21 protein-coding genes and 1 pseudogene are annotated in these 24,382 nt (G+C 69.3%); 14 read left to right on the top strand and 8 right to left on the bottom strand.

All coding sequences use genetic code 11. The features are described from left to right. Positions 1-2: 2 nt before the first annotated feature. Entirely contained in the window at positions 3-683 is a 681-nt protein-coding gene (locus G7043_RS10555) for a response regulator transcription factor (protein WP_166045386.1), read from the bottom strand. Between the two features lie 129 nt (positions 684-812). Here G7043_RS10555 and G7043_RS10550 point away from each other — a divergent pair, with 129 nt between their 5' ends. Then, positions 813-2,276 (top strand): trypsin-like serine protease, encoded by a 1,464-nt coding sequence (locus G7043_RS10550; RefSeq protein ID WP_166045385.1) that lies wholly within the window; start codon positions 813-815, stop codon positions 2,274-2,276. Here G7043_RS10550 and G7043_RS10545 read toward each other — a convergent pair. Together G7043_RS10545 and G7043_RS10540 are read right to left on the bottom strand one after the other, a co-directional pair. Further along, on the bottom strand, positions 2,250-2,678 hold the full coding sequence (locus tag G7043_RS10545; protein WP_166045384.1) for a hypothetical protein: 429 nt from the start codon (positions 2,676-2,678) through the stop codon (positions 2,250-2,252). The genes G7043_RS10550 and G7043_RS10545 overlap by 27 nt on opposite strands. Further along, positions 2,675-4,315 (bottom strand): DNA repair helicase XPB, encoded by a 1,641-nt coding sequence (locus tag G7043_RS10540; RefSeq protein ID WP_166045383.1) that lies wholly within the window; start codon positions 4,313-4,315, stop codon positions 2,675-2,677. The genes G7043_RS10545 and G7043_RS10540 overlap by 4 nt, the downstream gene beginning before the upstream one ends. 109 nt (positions 4,316-4,424) lie before the next feature. Between G7043_RS10540 and G7043_RS10535 the strand changes: the two genes are divergently transcribed. The 4 genes from G7043_RS10535 (at position 4,425) to G7043_RS10520 (ending at position 7,217) form a co-directional block, all read left to right on the top strand. Further along, a complete protein-coding gene (locus G7043_RS10535; protein ID WP_166045382.1) occupies positions 4,425-5,033 on the top strand; it encodes an LppU/SCO3897 family protein in 609 nt (202 codons plus the stop codon). A 50-nt stretch (positions 5,034-5,083) separates the two neighbouring features. Further along, complete coding sequence (locus G7043_RS10530; RefSeq protein ID WP_166045381.1) at positions 5,084-5,566, top strand: LppU/SCO3897 family protein; 483 nt, start codon at positions 5,084-5,086, stop codon at positions 5,564-5,566. A gap of 88 nt (positions 5,567-5,654) precedes the next feature. Next, positions 5,655-6,134 carry an LppU/SCO3897 family protein gene (locus G7043_RS10525; protein ID WP_166045380.1) on the top strand — a complete coding sequence of 160 codons (480 nt, stop codon included), beginning with the start codon at positions 5,655-5,657 and terminating at the stop codon, positions 6,132-6,134. 222 nt (positions 6,135-6,356) lie between these two features. Continuing rightward, positions 6,357-7,217: an LppU/SCO3897 family protein gene (locus tag G7043_RS10520; RefSeq protein ID WP_166045379.1), complete on the top strand. Its 861-nt coding sequence runs from the start codon at positions 6,357-6,359 to the stop codon at positions 7,215-7,217. A gap of 83 nt (positions 7,218-7,300) precedes the next feature. On the opposite strand, the gene G7043_RS10515 is transcribed toward G7043_RS10520, so the two are convergent. Beyond that, complete coding sequence (locus tag G7043_RS10515) at positions 7,301-8,278, bottom strand: ABC transporter substrate-binding protein (protein ID WP_166045378.1); 978 nt, start codon at positions 8,276-8,278, stop codon at positions 7,301-7,303. A gap of 415 nt (positions 8,279-8,693) precedes the next feature. Here G7043_RS10515 and G7043_RS10510 point away from each other — a divergent pair, with 415 nt between their 5' ends. The 4 genes from G7043_RS10510 to G7043_RS10495 are packed head-to-tail and all read left to right on the top strand — an operon-like array spanning position 8,694 to position 13,871. Further along, complete coding sequence (locus G7043_RS10510) at positions 8,694-12,092, top strand: sensor histidine kinase (RefSeq protein WP_313887789.1); 3,399 nt, start codon at positions 8,694-8,696, stop codon at positions 12,090-12,092. Then, entirely contained in the window at positions 12,089-12,508 is a 420-nt protein-coding gene (locus G7043_RS10505; protein ID WP_030470879.1) for a roadblock/LC7 domain-containing protein, read from the top strand. Before G7043_RS10510 ends, G7043_RS10505 begins: the two co-directional genes overlap by 4 nt. A gap of 30 nt (positions 12,509-12,538) precedes the next feature. Next, entirely contained in the window at positions 12,539-13,285 is a 747-nt protein-coding gene (locus G7043_RS10500; protein ID WP_166045376.1) for a DUF742 domain-containing protein, read from the top strand. Beyond that, positions 13,266-13,871, top strand: coding sequence for a GTP-binding protein (locus G7043_RS10495; protein WP_093605474.1), 606 nt, complete (start codon positions 13,266-13,268; stop codon positions 13,869-13,871). Before G7043_RS10500 ends, G7043_RS10495 begins: the two co-directional genes overlap by 20 nt. A gap of 137 nt (positions 13,872-14,008) precedes the next feature. Here G7043_RS10495 and G7043_RS10490 read toward each other — a convergent pair whose 3' ends face one another. Together G7043_RS10490 and G7043_RS10485 are read right to left on the bottom strand one after the other, a co-directional pair. Continuing rightward, positions 14,009-14,668, bottom strand: a complete 660-nt coding sequence (locus G7043_RS10490; RefSeq protein ID WP_166045375.1) for a hypothetical protein — start codon at positions 14,666-14,668, stop codon at positions 14,009-14,011. A 116-nt stretch (positions 14,669-14,784) separates the two neighbouring features. Next, on the bottom strand, positions 14,785-17,037 hold the full coding sequence (locus tag G7043_RS10485) for a helicase-associated domain-containing protein (protein WP_166045374.1): 2,253 nt from the start codon (positions 17,035-17,037) through the stop codon (positions 14,785-14,787). A gap of 86 nt (positions 17,038-17,123) precedes the next feature. Here G7043_RS10485 and G7043_RS10480 point away from each other — a divergent pair, with 86 nt between their 5' ends. The 4 genes and pseudogenes from G7043_RS10480 to G7043_RS49305 all read left to right on the top strand — a co-directional run bounded on the left by G7043_RS10480 (position 17,124) and on the right by G7043_RS49305 (position 20,246). Next, positions 17,124-17,309 (top strand): hypothetical protein, encoded by a 186-nt coding sequence (locus G7043_RS10480; RefSeq protein ID WP_030470874.1) that lies wholly within the window; start codon positions 17,124-17,126, stop codon positions 17,307-17,309. Between the two features lie 106 nt (positions 17,310-17,415). Next, a complete protein-coding gene (locus G7043_RS10475; RefSeq protein WP_166045373.1) occupies positions 17,416-18,798 on the top strand; it encodes an NAD-dependent malic enzyme in 1,383 nt (460 codons plus the stop codon). 85 nt (positions 18,799-18,883) lie between these two features. After that, positions 18,884-19,357, top strand: coding sequence for a cyclic pyranopterin monophosphate synthase MoaC (gene moaC, locus G7043_RS10470; protein ID WP_166045372.1), 474 nt, complete (start codon positions 18,884-18,886; stop codon positions 19,355-19,357). Beyond that, positions 19,354-20,246, top strand: a pseudogene (locus tag G7043_RS49305) (molybdenum cofactor biosynthesis protein MoaE). The gene moaC and the pseudogene G7043_RS49305 overlap by 4 nt, the downstream one beginning before the upstream one ends. 120 nt (positions 20,247-20,366) lie before the next feature. Here G7043_RS49305 and G7043_RS10455 read toward each other — a convergent pair. After that, on the bottom strand, positions 20,367-21,005 hold the full coding sequence (locus G7043_RS10455) for a transglycosylase family protein (protein WP_166045369.1): 639 nt from the start codon (positions 21,003-21,005) through the stop codon (positions 20,367-20,369). Between the two features lie 419 nt (positions 21,006-21,424). Here G7043_RS10455 and G7043_RS10450 point away from each other — a divergent pair, with 419 nt between their 5' ends. Next, on the top strand, positions 21,425-23,857 hold the full coding sequence (locus tag G7043_RS10450) for an ATP-binding protein (protein WP_166045368.1): 2,433 nt from the start codon (positions 21,425-21,427) through the stop codon (positions 23,855-23,857). On the opposite strand, the gene G7043_RS10445 is transcribed toward G7043_RS10450, so the two are convergent. Then, on the bottom strand, positions 23,821-24,363 hold the full coding sequence (locus tag G7043_RS10445) for a hypothetical protein (protein WP_166045367.1): 543 nt from the start codon (positions 24,361-24,363) through the stop codon (positions 23,821-23,823). The two genes, G7043_RS10450 and G7043_RS10445, sit on opposite strands and share 37 nt — an antisense overlap. Positions 24,364-24,382 lie beyond the last annotated feature (19 nt).

Here is a 24,382-nt window from a genome sequence, read left to right as displayed (position 1 = left end):
GGTCACAGCGGCCCGAAGCGGTAGCCGAAGCCCCGCACGGTCTGGACGTACAGGGGCGCGGCCGCGTCGTCCTCGATCTTCGAACGCAGCCGCTGCACGCAGGCGTCGACCAGCCGCGAGTCACCGAGATAACCCTGGTCCCACACCGACTCCAGCAGCTGCTGCCGGGACATCACGCGGCCGGGCGACGACGAGAGCTCCAGCAGCAACCGCAGTTCGGTCGGGGCCAGGGACACCGGCCGGCCGAGCCGCGTCACCACGAGCCCCTCGCGGTCGATCGTCAGGTCGCCGTAACGCTCGGCCACGACCTCGGGCGCGGACACGGACGAGCGGCGCAGCACCGCGCGGATCCGCGCTTCGAGGACACGGGCCTGCGCGGGCTTGGCCACGTAGTCGTCGGCACCGGCTTCCAGACCGGCCACGACGTCGATGTCGTCGTTGCGCGCGGTGAGCATGATGATCGGCAGATCACCAGCGGCCCGGATGCGCCGGCAGACCTCGAACCCGTCCACGCCCGGCAGCATCAGGTCCAGCACCACCACGTCGGGCGCGACGCTGCTCAGCAGGTCGAGGCCCTCCTCGCCCGTGCGCACCGCGTCCACGGTGTGTCCCTGGTAGGTCAGGGCGAGCGACAGTCCCTCGCGGACCGCCTCGTCGTCCTCGATCAGCAGTACGCGCGGCATGTCCTCCAGCTTTCCCGACGGGTCTCATGAGGACGTTCTTGCCGCGTCATCGTTGCGTAACGACCGCCCGTGCGCAGTTGTTGCCCGGCCATGACCACGCGCGCACACGGGTTCGAAAACCTCTGCGACATGCGAAAAGTGCTGCTGACGGCGAGCTTCGCCGTCATCGCGGTGATCAACACCGTTGCTCCCGCGCTCGCCGTTCGCGGCGGCGTCGAAGCTCCTCAGGCCTACCCCTTCTCCGGCTCCCTGCAACGGCCGGACTCACCGCGCGAGGACGGCCACACCTGCGGCGTCACCCTCGTCGCGCCGAGCTGGGCCGTCACCGCCGGTCACTGCACCAAGAACAACCCCAGCGGTGCCCAGGTCGGTCGGCCGCGGGACTGGACGGTCCGTCTCGGCACGACGGACGCGGGCAGCGGCGGTGAGGTCATCGCGGTCGAGCGGTTCATCACCTACACGGAGTTCCCGGTGCACGACGGCGACATCGGCCTGCTGAAGCTGAAGAAGCCGGCGAAGACCAAGCCCGTCGCGCTGCCGTCGGCCAGGCCCGCGGAAGGCACGAAGACGCGGATCCTCGGCTGGGGCATGACATGTGACCGCCGCGCGCCCGAGTGCTACCCGAAGAAGCTGCGCGAGGCGGACACGGTGATCCAGCCGGCCACCGCCTGCGACGGCATCCACGCCGATCGCGAGCTGTGCGTCGGCGCGCTCGACGGCAGCGTCGCCGCCACCAACATGGACTCCGGCGGCCCCGGACTCGTCCGCGACGGCGACCGCTGGGTGATCGCCGGCGTCGTGAGCGGCTCGGGCGGCGACGACCGGCCCGTCATGTACACCGACATCAGCTACTTCAAGGGCTGGATCAACGACGTCGTGACCGGCAAGGTCAACCCGCCGGACACCCCGGTGCCCAACCTCGAAGGCGCCGCGGTGCTGGGAGGCATCTGCTCGGCGTCCGTCGTCAGAACCGATCACACCAAGCTCAGCGACCCGGCGCTGTTGCTCACCAACGGCCACTGCGTCCCGCAACGTCCGGCCCCCGGCGAGACCCTGAAGGACGTCGCGATCGAGGTCCCGGTGACCATCGGCGACCGCCAGGGTTACCTCCAGGCCAAGGCCAGGACGACCCGCCTGATCTACGCGACCATGTCCGGCACCGACACCGCGCTGTTCCGGCTCGACCAGACCTACGCGCAGCTCCACGCGAAGGGCGTCAAGGTCTTCAAGCTCGCCGGCAGGTCCGCCAAGCCGGGTGAACGCGTCGACATCATCTCGGCGGGCAACGGCAAACGCTTCAGCTGCACGATCGACGCCGTGGTCCCGCACCTCCGCGAAGAGGGCTACACGCAGGACAACGCCTATCGGTACGACCCCGCGTGCACGCCGTCGCACGGCGGTTCGGGTTCACCGATCGTGCTCAAGGACGGCGTCACCGTCGTCGGTGTGCACAGCACGGGCAACGACAACGGCGAGCAGTGCACGGCGAACAACCCCTGTGAGGTCGCAACGGACGGCACGGTGACGGTGCGCCAGGGCGCCCGCTACGGCCAGCAGGTCAAGCACCTAGTCGAGGGCGGCGGTGTGGCGTAGCTGTTCGGGGGTCGGGTCGGCGACCAGGACCTGCAGGGCCGCCGCGAACTGGTCGAAGCGCCGGTCGAACTCGGCCAGTTCGCGGGACGGCTCGGCGACCAGCGCCGCCCGGCCCGCCTTGGGCACCGCGGTCGCCAGCGCGTCGCGGAGTGGCTGCGCCCGGCGCAAGGCGACCAGCAGCGTCCACAGCCGTTGCTCGACCAACGCCACCTGCACCGGATCACCGGTGACGCGGAGGAAGTCCGAACGCACGGCCGTGGCGCGGCGGCGTTGCGAGGGGCAGGTGAAGTCGTCCGACCGGACGACCTGCGTGCCCGACGCCGACCGGGCCAGCGACTCCTCCGACCGGAACCGCCGCACGGGCACGGTCCCTGCCGGGTCCCACATCCACCAGAACGTCATCCGACCAGGTCGTCCGCGTCGACGATCTTGTACGCGTAGCCCTGCTCGGCCAGGAACCGCTGCCGGTGCGCCGCGTAGTCGGTGTCGAGCGTGTCGCGCGCGACGACCGAGTAGAAGTGCGCCTGCCGGCCGTCGCCCTTGGGGCGCAGGATCCGGCCGAGCCGCTGCGCCTCCTCCTGCCGCGACCCGAACGTGCCGGACACCTGGATGGCCACGGACGCCTCGGGCAGGTCGATGGAGAAGTTGGCGACCTTGGACACCACCAGCGTCCGGAGCTCGCCCCTGCGGAACTTGTCGAACAGTTCCTCGCGCTCCTTGTTCTTCGTCGATCCCTTGATCACCGGTGCGTCCAGCTCCTCCCCGAGCTCGTCGAGCTGGTCCAGGTAAGCACCGATCACCAGAGCCGGCTCGTCGGGATGCTGGTCGAGCACCCGCCGGACCACCGGGATCTTGGTCCGCGCGGTCGAGCAGAGCTTGTAGCGCTCCTCGGGCTCGGCCGTCGCGTACTGCAGCCGCTCGTTGTCCGTCAGCGTCACCCGGACCTCGGTGCACTCGGCGGGAGCGATCCAGCCCTGCGCCTCGATGTCGCGCCACGGCACGTCGTACCGCTTCGGCCCGATCAACGAGAAGACGTCGCCCTCCTGACCGTCCTCGCGCACCAGCGTCGCGGTCAGGCCGAGACGGCGGCGCGACTGCAGGTCCGCGGTCATCCGGAACACCGGCGCGGGCAGCAGGTGGACCTCGTCGTAGACGATCAGGCCCCAGTCGCGCGAGTCGAACAGCTCCAGGTGCTTGTACTCGCCCTTCGACTTGCGGGTGATCACCTGGTAGGTCGCGATCGTGACCGGCCGGATCTCCTTGCGCTCACCCGAGTACTCGCCGATCTCCTCCTCGGTGAGCGAGGTCCGCGCGATCAGCTCGCGCTTCCACTGCCGGCCCGCCACGGTGTTCGTGACCAGGATCAGCGTGGTCGCCTGCGCCTCGGCCATCGCCGCCGCGCCGACCAGCGTCTTGCCGGCGCCGCAGGGGAGCACGACGACGCCGCTCCCGCCCGCCCAGAACGCCTGCGCCGCGAGCCGCTGGTAGTCGCGCAGCTTCCAGTCGTTCTCCTCCAGCTCGATCGGGTGCGCCTCGCCGTCGACGTACCCGGCGTGGTCCTCGGCCGGCCAGCCCACCTTGAGCAGCAGCTGCTTGAGCCGCCCGCGTTCGCTGGGGTGCACGACGACCGTGTCGTCGTCGATCCGCGCCCCGAACATGGGCGCGATCTTCTTGTTGCGCAGCACCTCTTCGAGGACCGCGCGGTCGTTGGTGTGCAGGACGAGCCCGTGCGCCGGGTTGTTGGTGAGCACCAACCGCCCGAACCGGCTCATCGTGTCGACCACGTCCACCAGCAACGGCTGCGGCACCGGGTAGCGGCTGAACCGCACCAGCGCGTCGACCACCTGCTCGGCGTCGTGCCCGGCCGCGCGGGCGTTCCACAAGGCCAGCGGCGTCACGCGATACGTGTGCACGTGCTCAGGCGCCCGCTCCAACTCGGCGAACGGCGCGATGGACGTCCGCGCGTCGTTGGCGAGAGGGTGGTCGACCTCGAGCAGCAGCGTCTTGTCCGACTGGACGATCAGTGGGCCATCGGTCACGCGTAACAGTCTCCCTGACGACGCCAAATGCGTTCGACCTGCGTCAACTGGCGATAACAAGTGAGAGGCGACACACCCAGCCCACACGACGTGTCGTACGTTCTCGCCCATGAGCACCGAGTCGACTGATCCCGTCGAGCCACCGGACACGGTGGCGACGGCTTCCGAGGAGACCGAGGTACCGGCTTCTGAGGAGACCGAGACCGACGAGTCGCCCAAGCAGAACAAGTGGCTGAAGCCGGTCATCGTGGCCGTGCTGGCGGTCATCCTGGTCGGCGGCGGCGTGTACGCGCTGACCGCGCTCAACGGCACCAAGGTCGGCGACTGCGTCAGCGCGTCGCCGAAGGACGTGGACAAGCCGGACGGCGAGTGGAACCTCTCGTCGAAGAGCTGCGGCGACACCGCCGCCACGCACCGGGTCGCGGCCGTGCTGAAGAGCGCCGAGGACCCCTGTCCCGCCGAGGGCATCTACGAGGCGGTGAACGCGGGCGGCGACATCATGTGCCTGATGCCGAACCTCGCCGAGGGCAACTGCTACACCTCCGGTGACGACGGTGCGTTCAAGAAGGAGAACTGCACCACCGAATCGCCGGTGAAGATCGTGAAGAAGGTCGACGGCCTGCCCGAGGAGGGCACCGTCTGTCCCGAGGGGTCGAGCGAGCTCCGGTTCAGCGAACCGGCCTCGGTCTACTGCATGGGCGTGCACGAAGGTTCCTGATCGGGTGAACTCGGTTGAGTTCACGACGGTCCGACGCCGATACCCAGGCCATGAAGAAGGTCGGCCTGGGTATCGCCGTTGTCCTCGCGCTCGTCCTGCTCGGCGGGTTCGTGCTGAACCAGCTCGGCGGCGTGGCGAGGACGGCCCAGGTGGGCGACTGCGCCCGCATCTCCGGCGCGCTCGACAACCCGAAGTACCAGGCGCTCGACTGCGGGTCTGAGCAGGCGAACGTCAAGATCGCCAAGATCCTGCAGTGGAACGAGAACAAGTGCCCCGACGGCGGCATGGACTACTCGACCTACACCGGCGACTCCACGTTCTGCCTCATGCCGAACTTCGTCGAGGGCGCCTGCTACGGCCAGAACCCCGACACCGGCATCGCCAAGGTCGACTGCACCACCAAGGACTCGGTGAAGGTCGCCAAGGTGCTCGCCGGCAAGACCGACGGCGCCGCCTGCGGAGACTCGCGGGCCGCGGTCTTCCCGGAGCCCGCCGTCACCTTCTGCCTGGAACGCGGCGACCGCCGGCCGTGATCTTCACGTAAAGGGCACCACGCCCGTCCGGCCGCATGACACCCTCTGCGGCGTGATGAGCGACGGTCCGGCCGCACCGAGGTCGAGCGTGGGGAAGCGGATCCTGACCTACGGCGCGACATTGGTCGTCGCGGCCGTCGCGATCTACGGCCTGACCGAGTTCCTGACCCCGGTCCAGAAGCCGAAGCCGGGCGACTGCGCGTACCTCACCGGTACGGCCGGCGGGGGCCGCTACAACGCCGTCGACTGCGCGGCGCCCAACGCGAACTACGTGGTCGCCGGGACCGTCGCCAGGTCCGAGAGCTGCCCGAACCCCGCGGACGAGGACTGGGTGCCCGTGCGGTTCATCGACCCGAAGATCAGGTTCTGCCTGGTCCCGCGGTACGACGAGGGCGACTGCTACGCCGAGGCCGGTTCCGGCTACGACATCGCCGCCGTCGACTGCGGCGCCGACACGTTCCGGGTCACCAGGGTCAGCTCCGAGGTGCCCGCGCCGGCGTGCGCGACGGACGAGCAGACCCGCGCGTTTCCCGAGGTCAAGCTGACCTACTGCATCGCTGCCCGGTGAGCCGGGACAAGCGGCAGTAACGGTTCTGTAAAGCGCAGGCGGATTGCCTCACCGCGTGGCAACCTCTCCTCCGGCCATGTCGGGGGGCGTGGGCCGTTCGGAGCATGCGTGCGAAACGACAAGAGGCACGTCGACGACTGACTGGCAACAGCTTCCCGGAACCGGAGCCGTCCACGGCTTCGGTTCCGCCGTCTTTCGCACGACCCATCGGAGAGGAATCCAGTGACCACCCCCAACTACCCGCAGCAGCCTGGGCCTTACGGCCCGCCTCCCGGTGGGCAGCCCCAGCAGCCCTACGGTCAGCAGCCGCAGCCCTACACGCCGTCGCAGGGCATGCCCCAGCAGGGCTACCCCGCCGACCCGTACGCCCAGCCGCAGGGCCAGCCCGGTCAGCCGGGCATGCCCGGTGACCCGTACGCGCAGCCGGGTCAGCCCGGTCCGTACGGTCCGCCGCCCGGCCAGATGCCGCCTGGTCAGATGCCGCCCGGCGGGCCGATGGGCCAGCCGATGCCGTACGGCCCGCCGCCCAAGAAGAAGGGCGGCGCCGGCAAGATCATCGGATCGATCGTCGGCGTCGTCGTGCTGGTCGGCGCGTTCGTGGTCGTGCGCGCCTTGATCAGCGGCGGCCTGAGCGGCATCACGGAGCCGTCGGCCAAGGCCGGCGACTGCGCGAGCGTCACGGGCACCACGATCAGCCCGAAGTACAAGAAGGTCGACTGTGGTTCGACCGAGGCGAACTACTTCATCGCCAAGGCCATGAACTCGACCACCGAGGCGTGCCCGAGCGAGGACTACGCCGAGTACACCGAGTCCGGTCGTCGCAGCTCCTCGCTGAAGCTCTGCCTCGTCGAGAAGCTCGAAGAGGGCAAGTGCTACCAGGAGGAGATCGTCAAGATCAACATGGAGGGCATGAAGGTCGTCGAGTGCCCGAAGGCGCCCAACGAGTTCGCCGTCCAGAAGATCCTCAAGATCGAGAAGGTCGTCAAGGCCGCGACCGCCGAGTGCGGTGAGGCCACGGCGGTCTCGTACGCCGAGCCCACGCCCGGGATCACCTACTGCGTGACCGCCGTCGAGGGCAACTGACCGGCAACTGACAAAGGCGGGCCGGTGACGGCCCGCCTTTCTCATGTCTCATGACAACCGATCGGGAAACTTTCGAAAACCGGCTAACTCGTGGTGCCCGGCGGCAGCAGTTGCTGCACGTCCAGACGGCCCGAGAGCACGTCCTCGGTGTCCATCATGTCGGCGACCCGCTGGAGCCGGATCGGGTTCAGCGACAGCGGGAACGTGCCCACGGACACGAGGGCCGCGGTCGCCTGGTCGACGTCGGCGTAGCTGGTCAGCGAGTCCTGCACGGCGAGCTTGTTGGCCTGCGCCCGCTGCTGGGCCTCGCGCAGCACGTCCCGGAACGCCTTGAGCGTCTTCGGGTTCGCCTCGGCGAACTTCTTCGACGCCGCGTAGCCGGACATCGGGAAGTCCAGTGTCGGGCCCCGCGCGGTGTCGGTGAGGATCTTCGCACCGATGCTGCGCTGCGCCTTCGTGATGAACGGCTCGATCATGAACGCCGCGTCGACCGTGCTCGACTTCAGCGCGTTCTCCATCTCGGCGAACGGCATCGGCCGGAACTTGATCTTCTGCTTCTCGACCGCGGCGGTGTCCAGCACGGCCCGCGTGGTCAGCGCGCCGATGTCGGTCTCGCTGTTCACGGCGATGGTCGGCGCCCCGTTCTTGCCGGGGTCGTCGTAGGTCGAGTTGGCCGATGTGACCAGCGCCATCGAGTTCTGGCCCGCCTGGTAGGCCTCGCCCTGAAGCTGCAGTTCAGTGCCCTCGGCGACCGCGCGGAAGAGGCTGACGTGCGTGGCCCACGTGATGTCCAGCGTGGTGTCCAGCTGCTTGATGGCCTCCGCCTCGCTGGGCTGGGTCACCAGGGTGACCTGCAGGCCGGCCTTCTCGAACAGCTTGTCGGTCAGCGCGATCCGCAGCGGTGCGACGTCGACGACCGGCAGCACGCCGATGCGCAGGGTGTTGCGCTCCACGTCCGCGGTGCCGCCGTTCGAAGAACTTCCGAACAGGCCGCAGCTCGCGGTCAGAACACACGTGATGAGCACTGCGACAAGCCGCAGAGCTTTGGCTCGGGTAGCCATGGCACCTCTCGCCGGTAGGCCTTGAGTAGCATCAAATTGATCAGTGAGTGTCGACACAGACCAGGTCGTTCGCAGCCCCAACAGGGAGTTCGGACGGACTTGAGGGATGCCGACGACCGGGGATGTTAACCACCTGAACGTATGAAAGGACACCCCGTCTCGATACGGTGAGTGCTTCTGGAGACTTCCCCCGAGGAGGGGGTGGCCATTACGCTCCCCGCCGGGTGGCACAGGTCGCAGTAGAGGATCGTGTCTTCAGAACGAGGTAGGGCGCCTTACCGGGCGAACAACCTCTGTGCTGCAATTCGGCCCGTTTGACGAGTCCATGCTCGGTCCTGGGGAGAGACCGGGACACTGCTGCTGGAAGAGGAAGCCCAGAGTGGCCCGACGTGAGAGAGGTCCCAGCCAGTTTGGCGTGGGTGACACCACACGCTCCGAAAGGCCCGAATCGGGTGACGGACTGGCTGCGCTGGGTAACGGCACCGTGACGGCGACACCGGACGTGGTGAGGACCGAGACCGGCGCCGGAACCGGTTCAGGACCTGCCCGATCCGCGGGCTGGCGGTTGCGCAACTGGAGGTTGCGCACGAAGCTGCTCGCCGTTCTGCTCATCCCGACGATCTGTGCGCTCGTCCTGGGTGGCCTGCGCGTGCGCAGCGACCTCCAGGCCGCGACGGAGCTGAACAACCTCGCGAACCAGGTCCGCCTGGAAACCGCAGTCGCGAGCCTGATTCAGCAGCTCCAGCGCGAGCGCGACCTGTCGGTCAGCTACGTCGCCTCGAACAAGAAGGTCGACCGGGTCGTTCTCGAGCGCCAGCTGCGCCGCGTGAACGACTCCAGCGAGGAGTTCAGCAACAAGATCGCCGAGCTGAGCGCGGACATGAACCCGGCTGCCGTCGAGCGGTTCCAGGTCGCGTTCCAACAGCTCAACCGCCTGAACAGCCTCCGCAACTCGGTGCGCGACACGCAGTACCCCGCCGAGGCCGTCCAGCGCACCTACTCGGAGTCGATCGAGACGCTCATCAACCTCGGTGAGCAGACGCTCGCCGAGATCGACGACCCCGCGCTGGTGCGACTGCACCTGACCACGAACGCCATCGCGCGGATCAAGGAGGAGGAGTCGCTCAAGCGGGCGATTCTCCTCGACGTCTTCCAGCGCAAGGCGTTCACGCCGTCCCAGCTGCGGGCCCTGCAGGCTGCGGACGCCGAGCTCCAGGCGGCCCGCAACGACTTCCGCAAGGCCGCGACGCCGGACCAGGCCAAGATCTACGACGACACCGTCACCGGCCTCATCGTCGACACCGCGAACGACATGCAGGAATCGGCGATCAACCAGCAGGCCGGCAACAAGGACTTCACGCAGCTGACGTCCGAGAAGTGGGACATCGCCGCCACGCTGACGGTCAACCTGACCCGTGACGTCGAGAACCTGCTGATCGAACAGCTGCAGAACAAGACCGACGAGACCGCCGGTGCCACCAGGACCCAGGCCTACCTCGCGTCCGGCCTCGTGCTGGCGTTCCTCGGCCTCGCGTTGCTGATGGCGCTGTTCGTCGCCCGCTCGATCCTCAACCCGCTGCGCACGCTGCGCCGTACCGCCCTCGACGTCGCCGACCACGGACTCCCCGACGCGGTCGAGCGCATCCTCGCGGACCCGAACCCGGAGGACGCGGCCAAGACCGCCGTCGAGCCGGTGCCGGTGCACACGCGTGAAGAGATCGGTCAGGTGGCGCGGGCGTTCGACGCGGTGCACGGTGAAGCGGTGCGACTGGCCGCCCAGCAGGCCCTCCTGCGTGACAACGTCAACGCGATGTTCGTCAACCTGTCGCGTCGGTCGCAGGCCCTGGTCGAACGCCAGCTGAACCTGATCGACCGGCTGGAGCAGGACGAGCAGGACCCGGACCAGCTGGCCTCGCTGTTCGAGCTGGACCACCTCGCGACCCGCATGCGCCGCAACTCGGAGAACCTGCTGGTTCTCTCGGGCACGGACCTCTCGCGGCGCCTGACCCGGCCCGTCCCGGCCGCCGAGGTGCTCGGCGCCGCGGTCTCCGAGGTCGAGCAGTACGCCCGCGTGCAGGTCGGCCAGACCCCGGAACTCACCGTCCAGGGCCGCGCGGTCAACGACCTCGTGCACCTCATTGCCGAGCTGCTGGACAACGCCACGGCGTTCTCCGACCCGGTCACCAAGGTCACCGTTCGCACGGCCAAGACCCGCAAGGGCGAGCTGGCGATCGAGATCCAGGACCGCGGCGTGGGCATGGGCGACCAGGAGATCATCGACGCCAACGACCGCCTGGCGGACCCGCCGGACGTCGACGTCGCCGTGTCCCGCCGAATGGGCCTGTACGTGGTCGCGCGGCTCGCCAAGCGCCACGACATCAAGGTCCGCCTGCGCGGCAACGAGGACATCGAGGGCGGCACGACGGCACTGGTGATCGTGCCGGAGACGCTCATCGCGTTCCCCGGTCAGGCGCCGGTCTCGACCCCGCCGTCCGGTTCCGGTTCGCTCGCTTCGGCGTTCGGCATGTCGACCCCGGCCCCCGGCCTGGCCTCGGCCGAGCTCACCACCGAGATCGGCACCACGGCCACCAGGGCCAGCGGTATCGCGGGTGCGTTCGGCGGTGCCACCGGCACCACGCCGAGGATCGACGAGTCGAGCCCGAGCAACCCGAGCATCCCGGTCAGCTTCGTCCCGAGCGCTCTCACCGACACCGGTGCCGGCGCGACGGCGGTGCCCGTCTACAGCGAGCCGCCGATCGAGGACGCGACGCCGTCCGAGCGGTGGCGTCGTGACCAGCTGGCGGCCGTGGAGCCCGAGGGCTCGTTCGGTGAGCCGACGCTGTTCACGGCCTACGAGGACCGGCACGAGGACGGCGGCGAGATCTCCTTCGAGCCGGGCTACGAGACCACGCAGTTCGTGCCGATCCCTCCGATCGACGACGAACCGCACTCGAGCAACGGCGTCTCGCGGGCACCGGTCGACACCGGGTCCCTGGACATCGGGATGGCGCACCGCAACGGCACGTCCGAGGCCGCCCGCAAGGGGGTCGAGCACGACCTGGACGCACCGACCGAGCGCCTCCCGATCTACGAGGCGGTCCTGTCGCAGTGGTTCCAGGCCGTCGGCAGCGAGACGTCCGCGTCCGCGGCCCAGCCGGTTCCGGCCGCGGCGGACGAACAGGCAGAGCCCGCGGCGACCAACGGACGGGTCGAGTCCAAGCTCGGCAGCGTCGAGAAGGCCGACAAGGGCGGTGTCGAGTACATCGACGAACCGGTCACGACCCCTCCGCTCTCGGACGGGCCCGAGCCGGAACTGCCGACCCGCAAACCCAAGCCCGTCCCGGCGGTGGCACCCACCACCACGTCGGCCGCTGGTCTTCCCGTGCGCCCGCCGCGCGTGAAGAAGCAGGCCGAGGAAGTAGTCGCCCCCGCCGAGCAGGAGCGAGTTGTGGAACCGGAGCCCGTTGTGGAGGAGACTCCAGCGGCGGCACCCACTTCCGAATCGGCCTGGCAATCGCCTGCCGACGAGGGATGGCAAGCGGCTCAGGCGTTGTTGAACAAGGCGCCGGAGTCGAAGACATCCGCAGGATTGCCAAAACGGACACCGAAGGCTCAGCTCGTGCCAGGATCTGCGGCACCCAAGCCGCAGGGCACGACGCAGACAGCGCAGCGGCCTCCGCTGCCGCCTCGTACCGCAGACGCGGTGCGCGGGCGGATGTCGAGCCTGCAGAGTGGTGTCAAGCGAGGCCGGCACGCATTGATCGAGGCATACGCTGGTGACCAATCGAGCCGGCAGAACGAGGAGCAGGAGTGACGACCGCAGCGCAGCCAGGCAGCTTTGGTTGGCTTATCACCGACTTCGTGCGGAGGGTGCCCGGCGTGGCACATTCCGTCGTGGTGTCCGCGGACGGGCTGTTGCTCGCGGGGTCCCAGGGGCTGCCCCGGGACCGTGCAGAGCAGCTCTCCGCTGTCGCGTCCGGACTGGTCAGCCTCACACAGGGTGCTGCCCGTTGCTTCGAGGCAGGCGGGGTCAACCAGACCGTCGTCGAGATGGAGCGGGGCTACCTGTTCCTCATGTCGATCAGCGACGGTTCGTGTCTCGCCGTCCTGGCGGCACCAAACTGTGACATCGGCCTGGTGGCATATGAAATGACGCTTCTGGTGGAGCGAGTCGGTCAACAACTCACCCCTGAGCTGCGCGCGCAGCTTCAGGGTGTGGTCCGTCGCTAGAGCTCACTGGCAGTTCAGGGGTGAGAAGAGATGGCTAGCAGACCTGGCGCTAGAGGCCGTGGCTTCGGTAGGAACTTCAACTACCAGGAGTGGGCCGCTGGTGGGTTCCAGTTCGACGAGCCTGACGCGATACCCCAAGAACCAGAGGAAGCCGAGGACGCACCCCACGATGAGCGGGTTACAGGGCAAGGGCTAGGCGATATGTCTCAGCGTGAGGTGGATGACTCGTCGTCGTATCCGTACGACGACGTGCCGAACCGGTTCGACATCGACGGGTACGGCACCGGGTTGTTCGGTGGCCCCGGTGCGGACCTCTTCGGCCAGCACGAGATGCCGGACGCCGTGCCGGAACAGCTGCCGTACACCACCGGGCCGCAGCCGGTGTACAGCACCGGTGCGCAACCTGTTGTGCGGCCGGAGGAGAATTCCTCTGCGGACTCGGGTTCACTTGTGCGGCCTTACACGCGCACTGGTGGACGCACCCGGCCCGACTACGACCTGGCCATCGAGGCGCTGATTTCGACCAGCGAACGAGGCCTCGAACGGGATGCCGCAGTGCTTCCCGAACACAGGTCGATCTGCGGGCTGTGTGTCGACACTCGGTCGGTGGCCGAGGTCGCTGCACTCCTACGCTTGCCACTTGGCGTCGTGCGGGTGTTGATCGGCGACATGGCAAGCATGGGTTTGGTTTTGATTCACCAGGGCGGTCTGGTCGTGGGGGACCGGCCTTCCATGGAATTCCTGGAGAGGGTGCTCAGTGGGCTTCGCAAGCTCTAGTCCCCAGGGCGCCGAGGGCGCACGGAAGCCGACGACGTCTGCCAAGATCGTGGTGGCGGGTGGCTTCGGTGTGGGCAAGACGACGTTCGTCGGCTCGGTGTCCGAGATCGTCCCGTTGACCACCGAGGCGGTGATGACCGAGGCCAGCGCGGGGGTGGACGACCTCTCCGCCACGCCGAACAAGGTCACCACGACGGTCGCGATGGACTTCGGCCGCGTGTCGCTCGACAGCGACCTGATCCTGTACCTCTTCGGTACACCGGGTCAGCACCGGTTCTGGTTCATGTGGGACGACCTGGTACGGGGTGCCATCGGCGCCATCGTGCTGGTCGACACCCGCCGCCTGGCCGACGCGTTCGCCTCGATCGACTTCTTCGACGATCGGCAGCTGCCGTACGTCGTGGGCGTCAACTGCTTCGACGGCCTCCTGCACCACAGGCTGGAGGACGTGCGCGAGGCGTTGACGATCGACGAGTCGGTCCCGATCGTCACTTGTGACGCGCGGAACCGGCAGTCGACGAAGCAGACGCTCATCACGCTGGTCGAGCACGCCATGCGCCAGTGGATGTCCGTCCGCGCGGGCTGATCTTCGCCTCGCCGGTCCAACTCCAGAACGAGCAACGAGGCGAGCGCCACCTTCGGGTGCGGCGCTCGCCTCGTCGTTGCGGTCTGATTCAGTTGGTTCGTGTCGTCGTGGCCTCCTCCTCCGCGGTCAGCTTCGGCTCAGATGTGGAGCTGGAGCACGTTCGGCAGCAGGCAGACGCTGAGGATTCCCAGCGCGGTGATGTTCGGGCAGCCTGACGGTTCGACTTCCTCAGGGCAGTCCTCTTCGTCGTCGCCCTTGGGGTCGTCGGTCACCGGCGCCTTCACCTCGTCGGCGACGGCTTCCTGAGCGGGTGCGGCGGCGTCGGTGACCGCGGACTCGAGGATCGGTGTGGCCTCAACTGCCGGCGGCGGCGCCACCTCGGGCTCAGCCGGCAGTGGCGCCACCTCGGGCTCAGCCGGCGGCGGGGCGACCGCGACCTGTGCCGCGGGCACGTCGACCGCGGCCGCGGCGGAGGCCTCGACGCCGATGTTCGTGAACGGAACGCCGACCGACGCGTCGGCCCAGACGTCCGCGTGGCCGATGTTCATCGCGAGCTGGATGCCCTCGTTGGTGTCGAGGGTGATGCCGCTGCCGGTGTTGAGGCTCGCGCCCGCGCCCAGACTGACCGGGATCGAGTTCACGTTGTTGTTGTAGGCACCAACGGTCACGTTGACGTTGTTGTCCCCGAGAATCTCGATGATCGGGTCGGCCTGGGCTGTTCCTGTCGAGAACGGCAAGGCGAACGCCAATGCCGTTGCGGTGAGGACCGCTCTACGCGCCCACCGGGTGATGGCCATTGCGCTGCTCCTCCTTCGTCGAGGGAGCGTCGTGAAACGCTCACGCCACTCGACGCTAGGTCGCGAAACAGCCACGCAAGGGTGGTCGTGCGGATCGACCGGGGGATGACCGACGGTCAGCCCTCGTCCACCAATGCGGCGGACGTGATGCGATGAAGAGGGAACCTGAGCACCTCTCCGTAGCTGTGGTCGTAGCCTTCGAGCACGCCGCCGCCGACCACGTGCGGCTCGATCACGCGCTGTGCCGCCGTGCCGTGGGAGTCGACGAACCCGACGAGCACTCTCCGTCGCGCCCGTGCGGCCTGCTGGAGCAACGACAGGGTGGCGGACGGCCCGGCGCCGAGGTGGCCGGGAACGGCGATGCGTTCACCCCGTGGTGTCGCGGCGGCACGATCTCCGGCTCGGACCAGCCGGACGAGTTCACCCGACCGCTCGTCGGCGGGCACTGCGGGTGACGCCGGTTTGCGTGCCGAGCGCTGCCTCGGCGTGGTCCGGCGCCCGCCCGGCCGCAGGTCGAGGACCTGGCCGTCCGGGCCCTCCGCGGCCGGGGCGAACCCGGCCGAACGCAGCCCCTCCAGCACGTCCGCCAGCGGCAACGGGCTCACCAGCACGGTCGGCGCGATCCGCCGCAGCTCCAGGCGCGCGGCCTCGGGGTGCGCGAGGACCTCGCTGATCAGCACCGGGTCGTCGCACCGCAGGAACGACCCGGCGGCGCCGCCGCGGAGCCTTCCGTGCCGGCGTGCGGCGTCGTCGATCAGGTAGGTCAGCGACTGCGGAACGGGCGTGCGTGAACGGATCTTGAAGAGTTCGTGCAGCTCATCGGCGGTGCGGCCGGAGTCGAGCGCGCGACGGACGGTGCTCTCGCTGATCCGGTAGACGGTGGCGCTGCCCGCCGACTCGACGTTCGCGACGATCGCCAGCTCGTCCGCGAGGTCCGGTTCGAGGCGGCCCGGCGCGACGACGGTGAGGTCGGCCTGCACCAGGACGTGGTCGAGCGGTTCCGGCAACGCCTCGCCGAGGGTCTTGGCGGCGTGGCCGGGGCCCTCGTCGAGCAGCACGCGGCCCGCGCTGGTGATCGCGCCGAGCGCGAGCACGCCGACCGCGGTGCCCTCTTCGACGGTCCAGCGCACCAGTTCGTCGCGCTGCCGCCCGCCCCGGCGCGGCGCCCGCCAGCCGAGCAGCGCGGCCAGGTCGGCGGGGTTCGCGATCGCGGTGCCCTTGGGGAACGCGCCGAGCGCCTCCAGGACCCACCTGCGGTCGCGCGGTGCCTGGGCGCGGCGGACCTCGTCCGCGAGCGGGGTGAAGAGCTTGTCCTTCTCGTCGCGGCGGCCGATCAGCGCGGGGAGCCTGGGCAGCTCCAGCCAGGCGTGGGCGAGCGTGGCCCAGCGGACCTCGGCGGTCGCGGCGAGCCACACGTCGGCCTTGGTCGTCGGCACCCATTCCGGTTCGGCGGCCTCGGTGTTCGCGACCAGGTCCGCACCGACCACGAGCTCGATCAGCAGAGCGGCCCGGCGTTCGTCGACGTCGAGGTCCTTGGCGGCTTTGCGCAGCTCGCGGACGCCCAGACCGCCCGTGCGCAGCACCGGTGCCGGTTCGGCGGACCAGCTCGCGATGAGCTTCTCGACGTGCCGGACGAGTTCCAGGGCCTCGCCGCCGCCCGTGGCGTCGATGCTGGTCTGCTGGAGCGTCGAGGTCTTCGGCTTCGGCTCGGTGACCTGGATCGGGCCGAGCGGGCGTTCGCCGCGCAGCTGGAGGGCGATCTCGCGCGGCAGCTCGACGGTGCCGGGGTCGCGGCGCAGCAGCAGGTTGCGGGCGAGCAGCCGTTGCACGGGCGTCTCGGCCTTGTCGAGCGGCACGACCCGGGAGGCGTCCTTGGTGTCGCCGATCGGCGGTCCGGCGGCGAGCTTCTGCAGCACGCGCTGCTCGCCCTCGGTGATGCCGCTCAGGTCGTACGTCTGCCCGGTCGCGCGGCCGAGGTTGCCGGGGTAGGTGCCGAACGCCTCCCGCGTGACCGGGGGGATCGACAGCGCGTCGTCCTCGCCCCACAGGAGCGCCTGGGCCCTGAGCCTCGCGACGGCCTGCTTGAGCGGCTTGGGCTTCACGTCCGGCCCGAGCACCTCCGCGAGTGTGGCCAACGCCACGGGCTCGGTGTCGGCACCCTGCACGACCAGGCCTTCGAGGACGGCGAGCGTGAAGGTGTCGAGGTCCTCGCAGGCACGCGCGACCGACGCCCTGGTGCCGACCCGTGTCGCGAGCACGGACATATCGGCAGGTGGGGGCGTTGCCAGGTCAGGACGCGCGCGCAGCAGTGCGACGAGAGCGACGTCGTCCCGGGCGCGCAGCCAGTCGGCGAGAGTGATGCCGGACATTCTCACCACGTTATATGGGCCGGTGGCAGCCACGTCGTGCTCTGTCACACTTGTGCCCGTCATCAGGCACCACCGAGGAGGAGAAAGTGGCGAAAGGACGCCCTGGACGGGTCGACCCGCACTGGCCGGAAGGCCCCGACGGCGGCCACCCCGTCACCGAGCTCACCAGTGACACGCAGGGTGCGCTCTCCCCGTTCGGCACGGTCACGTTCCCGCTGCCGGTGGAGGACCTCGGCTACACGCACCCGGTGACCGAAATCAACAAGTCCTGATCGGACTGTCAGGGCGGTCTTAAAACTGCCGAGTCGCGTGCGTACCGCAATGGGCCCGGGGATAGGCTCGTTTCCCACTTGAGCTGCACTTCGTGGGAGGACGACGATGCCGGTCCCCGGCCCTGGTTACTCGATCACCGTTCGCTTGGAGGCGCCGCCGTCAGCGAGCGCTGCGGGTGACCTCACGTCGGCCGTCGGCCGCGCGGGCGGTGTCATCACGGCGTTCGACGTCGTGGAGTCGCACAACGACCGCGTCGTCATCGACCTCACCTGCAACGCGCTGTCCGCGAACCACGCCAAGGACATCACCGACACGCTGGAGACGTTGCCCGGCATCGTCGTCCGCAAGGTGTCGGACCGCACGTTCCTCGTGCACCTCGGCGGCAAGATCGAGATCTCGTCGAAGGTTCCGCTGCGCAACCGTGACGACCTCTCCCGCGCGTACACGCCGGGCGTCGCGCGGGTCTGCGAGGCGATCGCCAAGAACCCGGACGACGCGCGTCGTCTGACCATCAAGCGCAACACCGTGGCCGTCGTGACCGACGGTTCGGCCGTGCTGGGCCTCGGCAACCTCGGCCCCGCCGCCGCGCTGCCGGTGATGGAGGGCAAGGCGGCGCTGTTCAAGAAGTTCGCTGGCGTCGACGCCTGGCCGGTCTGCCTGGACACCCAGGACACCGAGGAGATCATCCGCGCGGTCGAGCTCATCGCTCCCGTGTACGGCGGCATCAACCTCGAGGACATCTCCGCGCCGCGCTGCTTCGAGATCGAGGCCCGCCTCCGCGAGAAGCTCGACATCCCGGTCTTCCACGACGACCAGCACGGCACGGCCATCGTCGTTGTCGCCGCGCTGCGCAACGCCCTGCGCGTGGTGAACAAGGACATCAAGGACTGCCGCATCACGGTCTGCGGCGTCGGCGCGGCCGGTTCCGCGATCATCCGCCTGCTGCAGGCCCAGACGCCCGGCGACATCATCGCCGTCGACGTGGACGGCATCGTGCACCGCGACCGTCCCGGCCTGGACTCGAACCTGAAGTCCATCGCCGCGTCCACGAACAAGGACAACCAGTCCGGCCGCCTGCACGACGCGCTGGTCGGCTCGGACGTGTTCATCGGCGTCTCGGCTCCCAACCTGTTCGGCGCCGACCAGGTCGCCACGATGGCCAAGGACGCCATCGTGTTCGCGCTGGCCAACCCGGACCCGGAGATCGACCCGATGGAGGCCCAGCAGCACGCCGCCGTCGTGGCGACCGGCCGCTCGGACTTCCCGAACCAGATCAACAACGTGCTGGCGTTCCCCGGCGTGTTCCGCGGCCTGCTGGACGCGCACGCCCGGACGATCACCGACGCGATGCTGCTGGCCGCCGCGCAGGCCATCGCCGACGTGGTGGACGGCGACCGCCTCAACGCGTCGTTCATCGTCCCGTCGGTCTTCGACAACACGGTTGCTCCGGCCGTGGCGGAAGCGGTCCGCAAGGCCGCCCAGTCCTGATTTCGGGGAACGCGGGGGCCCCACGTTTCCTTCAGGGGAACGCGGGGCCCCCGCGTTCCCCTGGAAGCGGGCATACGATCGCGGCATGACCAAGCAGTTCACCCACCTGGACTCCCACGGCGCGGCCCGGATGGTCGACGTCTCCGGCAAGGAGCAGACCACGCGGACGGCCGTGGCCACCGGGATCCTGCACACGACCGCCGAGGTGGTTGAGCTGCTGGGTGCCGATGGCCTGCCCAAGGGCGACGCCATGGCCACGGCCCGCATCGCCGGCATCATGGCCGCGAAGCGCACCTGGGAGCTCGTGCCGCTGTGCCACCCGATCTCGTTGTCGTCGGTGGTGGTGGACCTGGCCCTGGCACCGGACTCGGTGCTGATCACGGCCACGGTCCGCACCACCGACCGCACGGGCGTCGAGATGGAGGCCCTGACCGCGGTGTCGGTGGCCGGCCTGACCCTGCACGACATGGTGAAGTCCGTCGACCCGGCCGCGTCGCTGGACGCGGTGCGGGTGGAACGCAAGGAAGGCGGCAAGTCCGGCCTGTGGGAACGCCCGTGAAGGCAGTGGTGATCACGGCCTCCAACCGTGCCGCCGCCGGGGTCTACTCCGATCGCAGCGGACCTCTGATCGTCACGTGGCTCGCCGAGCGCGGCTTCTCGGTCTCCGAGCCGGTCGTCGTGCCGGACGGCGAACCTGTTCGACTCGCGTTGGCCGAGGCGGTGTCCTCGGGTGCCGATCTCGTGGTGACCACGGGCGGCACCGGCATCAACCCGACCGACCGGACCCCGGAAGCCACGCGCGCGGTGCTGGACTACGAGGTGCCCGGCCTGGCCGACGTCATCCGGATGTCGGGCTGGCCGCGCGTGCCGGGCTCGGTGCTGTCGCGCGGCGTGGCCGGAGTGGCGGGCCGAACCCTGATCGTGAACCTGCCGGGCTCGACCGGCGGCGTGCGCGACGGGCTGGACGTGCTGGGGTCCGTCGTAGAGCATGCGCTGGACCAACTGCGTGGAGGTGACCACAAATGAGCGTGGTGCTGCGGGCCGTCGTGACCGAGGAACCGCTGTCGGTCGAGGAGCACGCCGCTCTGGTGGGTTCGGACCGAGCCGGCGCGGTGGTGACGTTCTCCGGCGTCGTGCGCGACCACGACGGTGGACGTTCGGTGCTGGAGCTGGAGTACCACTCGCACCCGTCCGCTGCCGATGTCGTGGCCGAGGTCGTGGAGTCGCTGGCCGCCAAGTACTCCGGGGTGCACGGGATCGCGGTGTCGCACCGGGTCGGGCCGCTGAAGATCGGTGATGTCGCGCTGGCTTGCGCGGTGGCGGCTGAGCACCGCGGGGAGGCGTTCTCGTTGTGCTCGGACCTTGTGGACGAGGTTAAGGCCCGGTTGCCGGTGTGGAAGCGGCAGGTGTTCTCGGACGGCAAGGACGAGTGGGTCAACTGCCCCTGAGCTGGACCTCGGAAACGCAACCAGGGACCTCACCGCCGGGGGGTAGCGGTGAGATCCCTGGTTCCTGCATCAGCCCACGGCAAAACAGGGCCAACGTTCAGAATCGGACTGGATCGCTGATCAGATCAGGATCTTGTCGCCCGGGAAGATCAGGTCCGGGTTCGTGAGGAATTCCTTGTTCTTCTCCACGATGGCCTGGTAGCCGCCGGCGACCTTGTTGGCGTCGGCGATCTTCGACAGCGTGTCGCCCGGCTTGATCTCGTAGTTGCCGTTCGGGTTCGACTTCGAACCCGCGAGGGCGACTACCGGCGCCTGCTGCACCGGGGCCTGGCGCTGCTGCGGCTGCGCCTTGCGCTGTTGCGGGGCCGGGGTGGCCTTCTTGGGGGCCTGGCCGGTGTAGTTGCCCAGCCTGGCGCTGCACGAGGGCCAGGCGTTGCGGCCCTGGCCGGCGAGCACGCGCTCGGCGACAGCGATCTGCTGCTCGCGCGAGGCGTTGGCCGGGTTGCCCTGGCCGCCGTAGGCGTTCCAGGTCTGCTGCGTGAACTGCAGGCCGCCGTAGTACCCGTTGCCGGTGTTGGCGGCCCAGTTGCCACTGGCTTCGCACTGCGCGAGTGCGTCCCAGTCCATGCCGGGCGCGGCGTTGGCGGTGCCAACGGCGAGGCCCAGAGGGGCGCTGGCGAGAATGCCGAGCGCCGCGACCTTGGCGATAGTGCGAGCGGCGGAACCCTGCTTGCCCTGCTTGCCACGGTTGAAAGCCATGTGCCTCTCGGTCCACCGCACCTGCGGTCAGGAACTCGGGTTCGGGGCCCGGTACGTCCCTGCGTCCCAGTCCGGCGGTTTCTCTCGCTCGGGGTTTGTGCCGGAGAACCCTCGGACTGGGCTCGGTGCTCGGTCCTCCGGTCGTGCTCGTGACTGGTCGGGGCCAGCCGAGGAGCGACCGTACGTAACCGAAGTCGGGCTCACCAAATGTTTCGAGCTGTGACGCGCATCACAGTAACACTGCGGATTGTTGTGCTGGGCCTACAAACGCGCAGCTCAAAGGTGTCGTTATCGGTCCGTTTCCATTCTGAGATCCATCGAGATTTATCACGCAAAGTGAGGCGTGGCTCACGCGATTCCGCCATCGGAGACACGCCGGTTCTGGCCATCACCGCGATCGGATGGCCAAGATCGAAGGCATGAGAATCGACGCGCTGCGGCGAGCGCTGGGGGCCAAACCCGGCCAGCCCGTGTCGTTCGACGAGCTGATCGACGCCATCTGGGGCGCCGAACGGCCGGCGAACCCGAAGTCGGCGTTGCGCAACCTCGTCCAGCGGCTCCGCGCCACCGAACAGGTGGTCACCGAACCGTCCGGTTACCGGCTGGTGCCGCGCAAACCCGGTCCGCGGCAGCTGCCCGCGGACCTGCCGGACTTCGTCGGGCGAACGGGCGAGATCACCGCCGCGCTGGCGTCACGCGCACCGGTGCTCGCGATCACCGGGCCGCCTGGCGTCGGCAAGACCTCGCTCGCGATCCACCTCGCGCACCGGCTGAGCCCGCGCTTCGCCGACGGCCAGCTGCACGTGAACCTGCGCGCGTTCTCGCCGGGCACCCCTGTCACCCCGGAGCAGGCCGTCTCCCGGTTCCTGCGCGCGCTCGGCGCCGACGACATCCCCGTCTCCCTCGACGCTCAGACCGCGCTGTACCACCAGCTGACCGCCGACCGCGCGGTGCTGATCGTGGTCGACAACGCCACCCGTGACCTGATCGGCCCGCTGCTGCCGGCCGGCGACCGGTGCCGGGTGATCGTCACCAGTCGCACGGACCTGCCCGAGTTCGAGCAGCTCAAGATCGGCGTGTTCGACCACCGCGAGGCCCAGGACCTGTTGTCCCATCTGAGGATCGGCGGCAGCCACGGCGAACGCGCCGAGCTCGCGCGCTTGTGCGGGCACCTGCCGCTGGCGTTGCGCATCGCCGCGGCGAACGTCGTCGAGAGCCACCTGCCCGACTACCTCACCGAACTGCGCGGCGACGACCGACTCGGCGCGCTGGAGATCGAGGGCGACGCCGCGGTGCGGGCGACCTTCGACCTGTCGTACCGCGCGCAGTCCGCTGTGGCACAACGGTTGTTCCGGTTGCTCGGCCACGTGCCGGGCCCGGACTTCGGGGTCGCCGGCGCCACCGCGTTGCTCGGCGCGGACGCCACCGCGCCCCTCGGCCAACTCGTCGACGCGAACCTGGTGCAGCGCAACGGAGATCGCTACTTCCTGCACGACCTGCTGCGCATCTACGCGATGCGGCTGGGCGAGCCGTCGCTGGACCGGCTGCACGACTACTACCTCGTCAACGCCTACGCGGCGGGCAAGGCGCTGCACCCGGAGTTCAGCCGGTTGCCGTTGCCACCGCACGAATCCGTGCCGGAACACGACCTGTCCGACACACCCGACGCGCTTTCCTGGCTCGACGCGGAACGGGCGAGCATCGTGGCGGCGATCCTCGCGGCCGCCGACCGGCCGCTGACGTGGCTGCTCACCGATGCCATGCGGGCCTACTTCTACTTCCACAGCCATCTCGTCGAATGGGTCACCACCGCCAGGGCCGGCCTCCGGGCCGCGCGCAACCGCGGTGACCTGAACGCCGAAGTGACCATGCGCAACGCACTCGGCCTCGCTCATTGGCGCGGCGGCCAGTTCGCCGAGGCGCTGGGGGAGTTCGAACCGGCCGTGGCGATCGCCCGCGACCTCGGGGACGAGCAGACGCTGAGCTCCGTGCTGACCAACCTCGGCATCGTGAACTGGGAGCACGGCCGGCTCACCGAAGCCGCCGACGCCCTGCGCGAGTCGCTGGCCATCGAGCCCGACAGCGCACCGGCGGTGTTCAACCTCAGCGGCATCCACATGGACCTCGGTCCACTCGACCTGGCCGTCTCCTACGCCGAGGAGGTCGGCCGGCTGTCCGTCGCGCAGAACATCCCGGTGGGCAGGGTGTTCGCCGCCGGGCACCTCACCGACGCCTACGTGCTGATCGGCGACGTCGAGAGCGCGGCGGCCCAGTTCGACGAGATCGACCGGCTCGACCTGACACCGGCCGGCCCGGCGTTCGCCGCCCGGAACTCCGACACCCTCGCGTTGCTCGACCTGGAACGCGGTGACTTCGCCGCCGCGGAGGCCCACGCCCGCCGCTCGATCGAGCTGGCGATCGACTGCGGCGACCCCAAGTCGGAAGCGGACGGGCACAACAGCCTCGGCTTCGCGCTGTCCGGCCAGGGACGTGCGGGCGATGCCTCCCCGCACCACCAGGAGGCTCTCGGGCTGTGCCACAAGGTCGGCTTCCTGCGCGGCGAGGTCGACGCTCTCATCGGACTCGCCGCCTGCCTGCGGGTGAGCGGGCACCTGTCGGAGGCGTTCGAGCACGCCACCAAAGCCGTCGCCGCCGCTGAACGTGGCCAGCTGCGGGTTCGCGAGGTGCCCGCGCTGGCCGAGCTCGCCGAGGTGCACCGGGCGATGGGTGCGGCGGAGCAGGCGGACGAATGCCGGTCGCGTGCGCTGGAGCTGGCGCGCGTCACCGGGCGGCGCTCGTGGGAACGGCGGCTCGCTCAGAGGTCCGGGAGCTGGTCACCGGCGACCGGGTAGCGGCCTCGTTCCAAGCGGAAGAGGTAGGCCTGGAGGTCGCTCCTCAGCTCACCGGCCAGGTAGGCGAGGAAGTCGCGGGCGCCTTCGGCGGCCTCCTGGTCCTCGGGATCGGGAAGAGCGGAGAACTGGACGACCAGCCCGGCGACGTGTTCCTCGACCTCGTTCCGCGCGTCCCACCAGGCGCGGACGGCGTCCGGTGTCCACCGCGAGTCGCCGTCGCCGGCGTAGCCGTCCAGAGGGTCGTCCCCGGCGGCCTCCAGCAGGCACGCGACCTCCGCCTTGGTCTTCGGCTGGCGGTAAACGAACTCGTTGAGGTACTCGCCGCCGTAGAGGACGTGTCGTGGTGCGGACTTCCGACCCATCCAACCGGTGTCGGTCTCACCTGTGTAGAAGGGGCCGGGCACGTTCAACCAGTGCTTCACCGCCCACTTCCTGCCGTCGTCGGAGGTGAGGTAGTTCGGCGGGACGTACGAAATCGGATCCGGAGGCGCAGGTGTGTCGGTCACGCCACCAGCATCCCGGGAT

Origin of the sequence: Lentzea alba (assembly GCF_011067745.1) — a bacterium.
Classification (GTDB): domain Bacteria; phylum Actinomycetota; class Actinomycetes; order Mycobacteriales; family Pseudonocardiaceae; genus Lentzea; species Lentzea alba.
Note: the sequence above shows the minus strand (reverse complement) of the source record. Positions and strands in the feature narration are given on the sequence as shown.

Coding starts and splice junctions, on each gene's coding strand:
- G7043_RS10550 (WP_166045385.1), top strand. CDS start 813: ATGCGAAAAGTGCTGCTGACGGCGAGCTTCGCCGTCATCGCGGTGATC.
- G7043_RS10530 (WP_166045381.1), top strand. CDS start 5,084: ATGAAGAAGGTCGGCCTGGGTATCGCCGTTGTCCTCGCGCTCGTCCTG.
- G7043_RS10450 (WP_166045368.1), top strand. CDS start 21,425: ATGAGAATCGACGCGCTGCGGCGAGCGCTGGGGGCCAAACCCGGCCAG.
- G7043_RS10475 (WP_166045373.1), top strand. CDS start 17,416: ATGCCGGTCCCCGGCCCTGGTTACTCGATCACCGTTCGCTTGGAGGCG.
- G7043_RS10500 (WP_166045376.1), top strand. CDS start 12,539: ATGGCTAGCAGACCTGGCGCTAGAGGCCGTGGCTTCGGTAGGAACTTC.
- G7043_RS10455 (WP_166045369.1), bottom strand. CDS start 21,005: ATGGCTTTCAACCGTGGCAAGCAGGGCAAGCAGGGTTCCGCCGCTCGC.
- G7043_RS10545 (WP_166045384.1), bottom strand. CDS start 2,678: ATGACGTTCTGGTGGATGTGGGACCCGGCAGGGACCGTGCCCGTGCGG.
- G7043_RS10515 (WP_166045378.1), bottom strand. CDS start 8,278: ATGGCTACCCGAGCCAAAGCTCTGCGGCTTGTCGCAGTGCTCATCACG.
- G7043_RS10490 (WP_166045375.1), bottom strand. CDS start 14,668: ATGGCCATCACCCGGTGGGCGCGTAGAGCGGTCCTCACCGCAACGGCA.
- G7043_RS10535 (WP_166045382.1), top strand. CDS start 4,425: ATGAGCACCGAGTCGACTGATCCCGTCGAGCCACCGGACACGGTGGCG.
- G7043_RS10485 (WP_166045374.1), bottom strand. CDS start 17,037: ATGTCCGGCATCACTCTCGCCGACTGGCTGCGCGCCCGGGACGACGTC.
- moaC (WP_166045372.1), top strand. CDS start 18,884: ATGACCAAGCAGTTCACCCACCTGGACTCCCACGGCGCGGCCCGGATG.
- G7043_RS10555 (WP_166045386.1), bottom strand. CDS start 683: ATGCCGCGCGTACTGCTGATCGAGGACGACGAGGCGGTCCGCGAGGGA.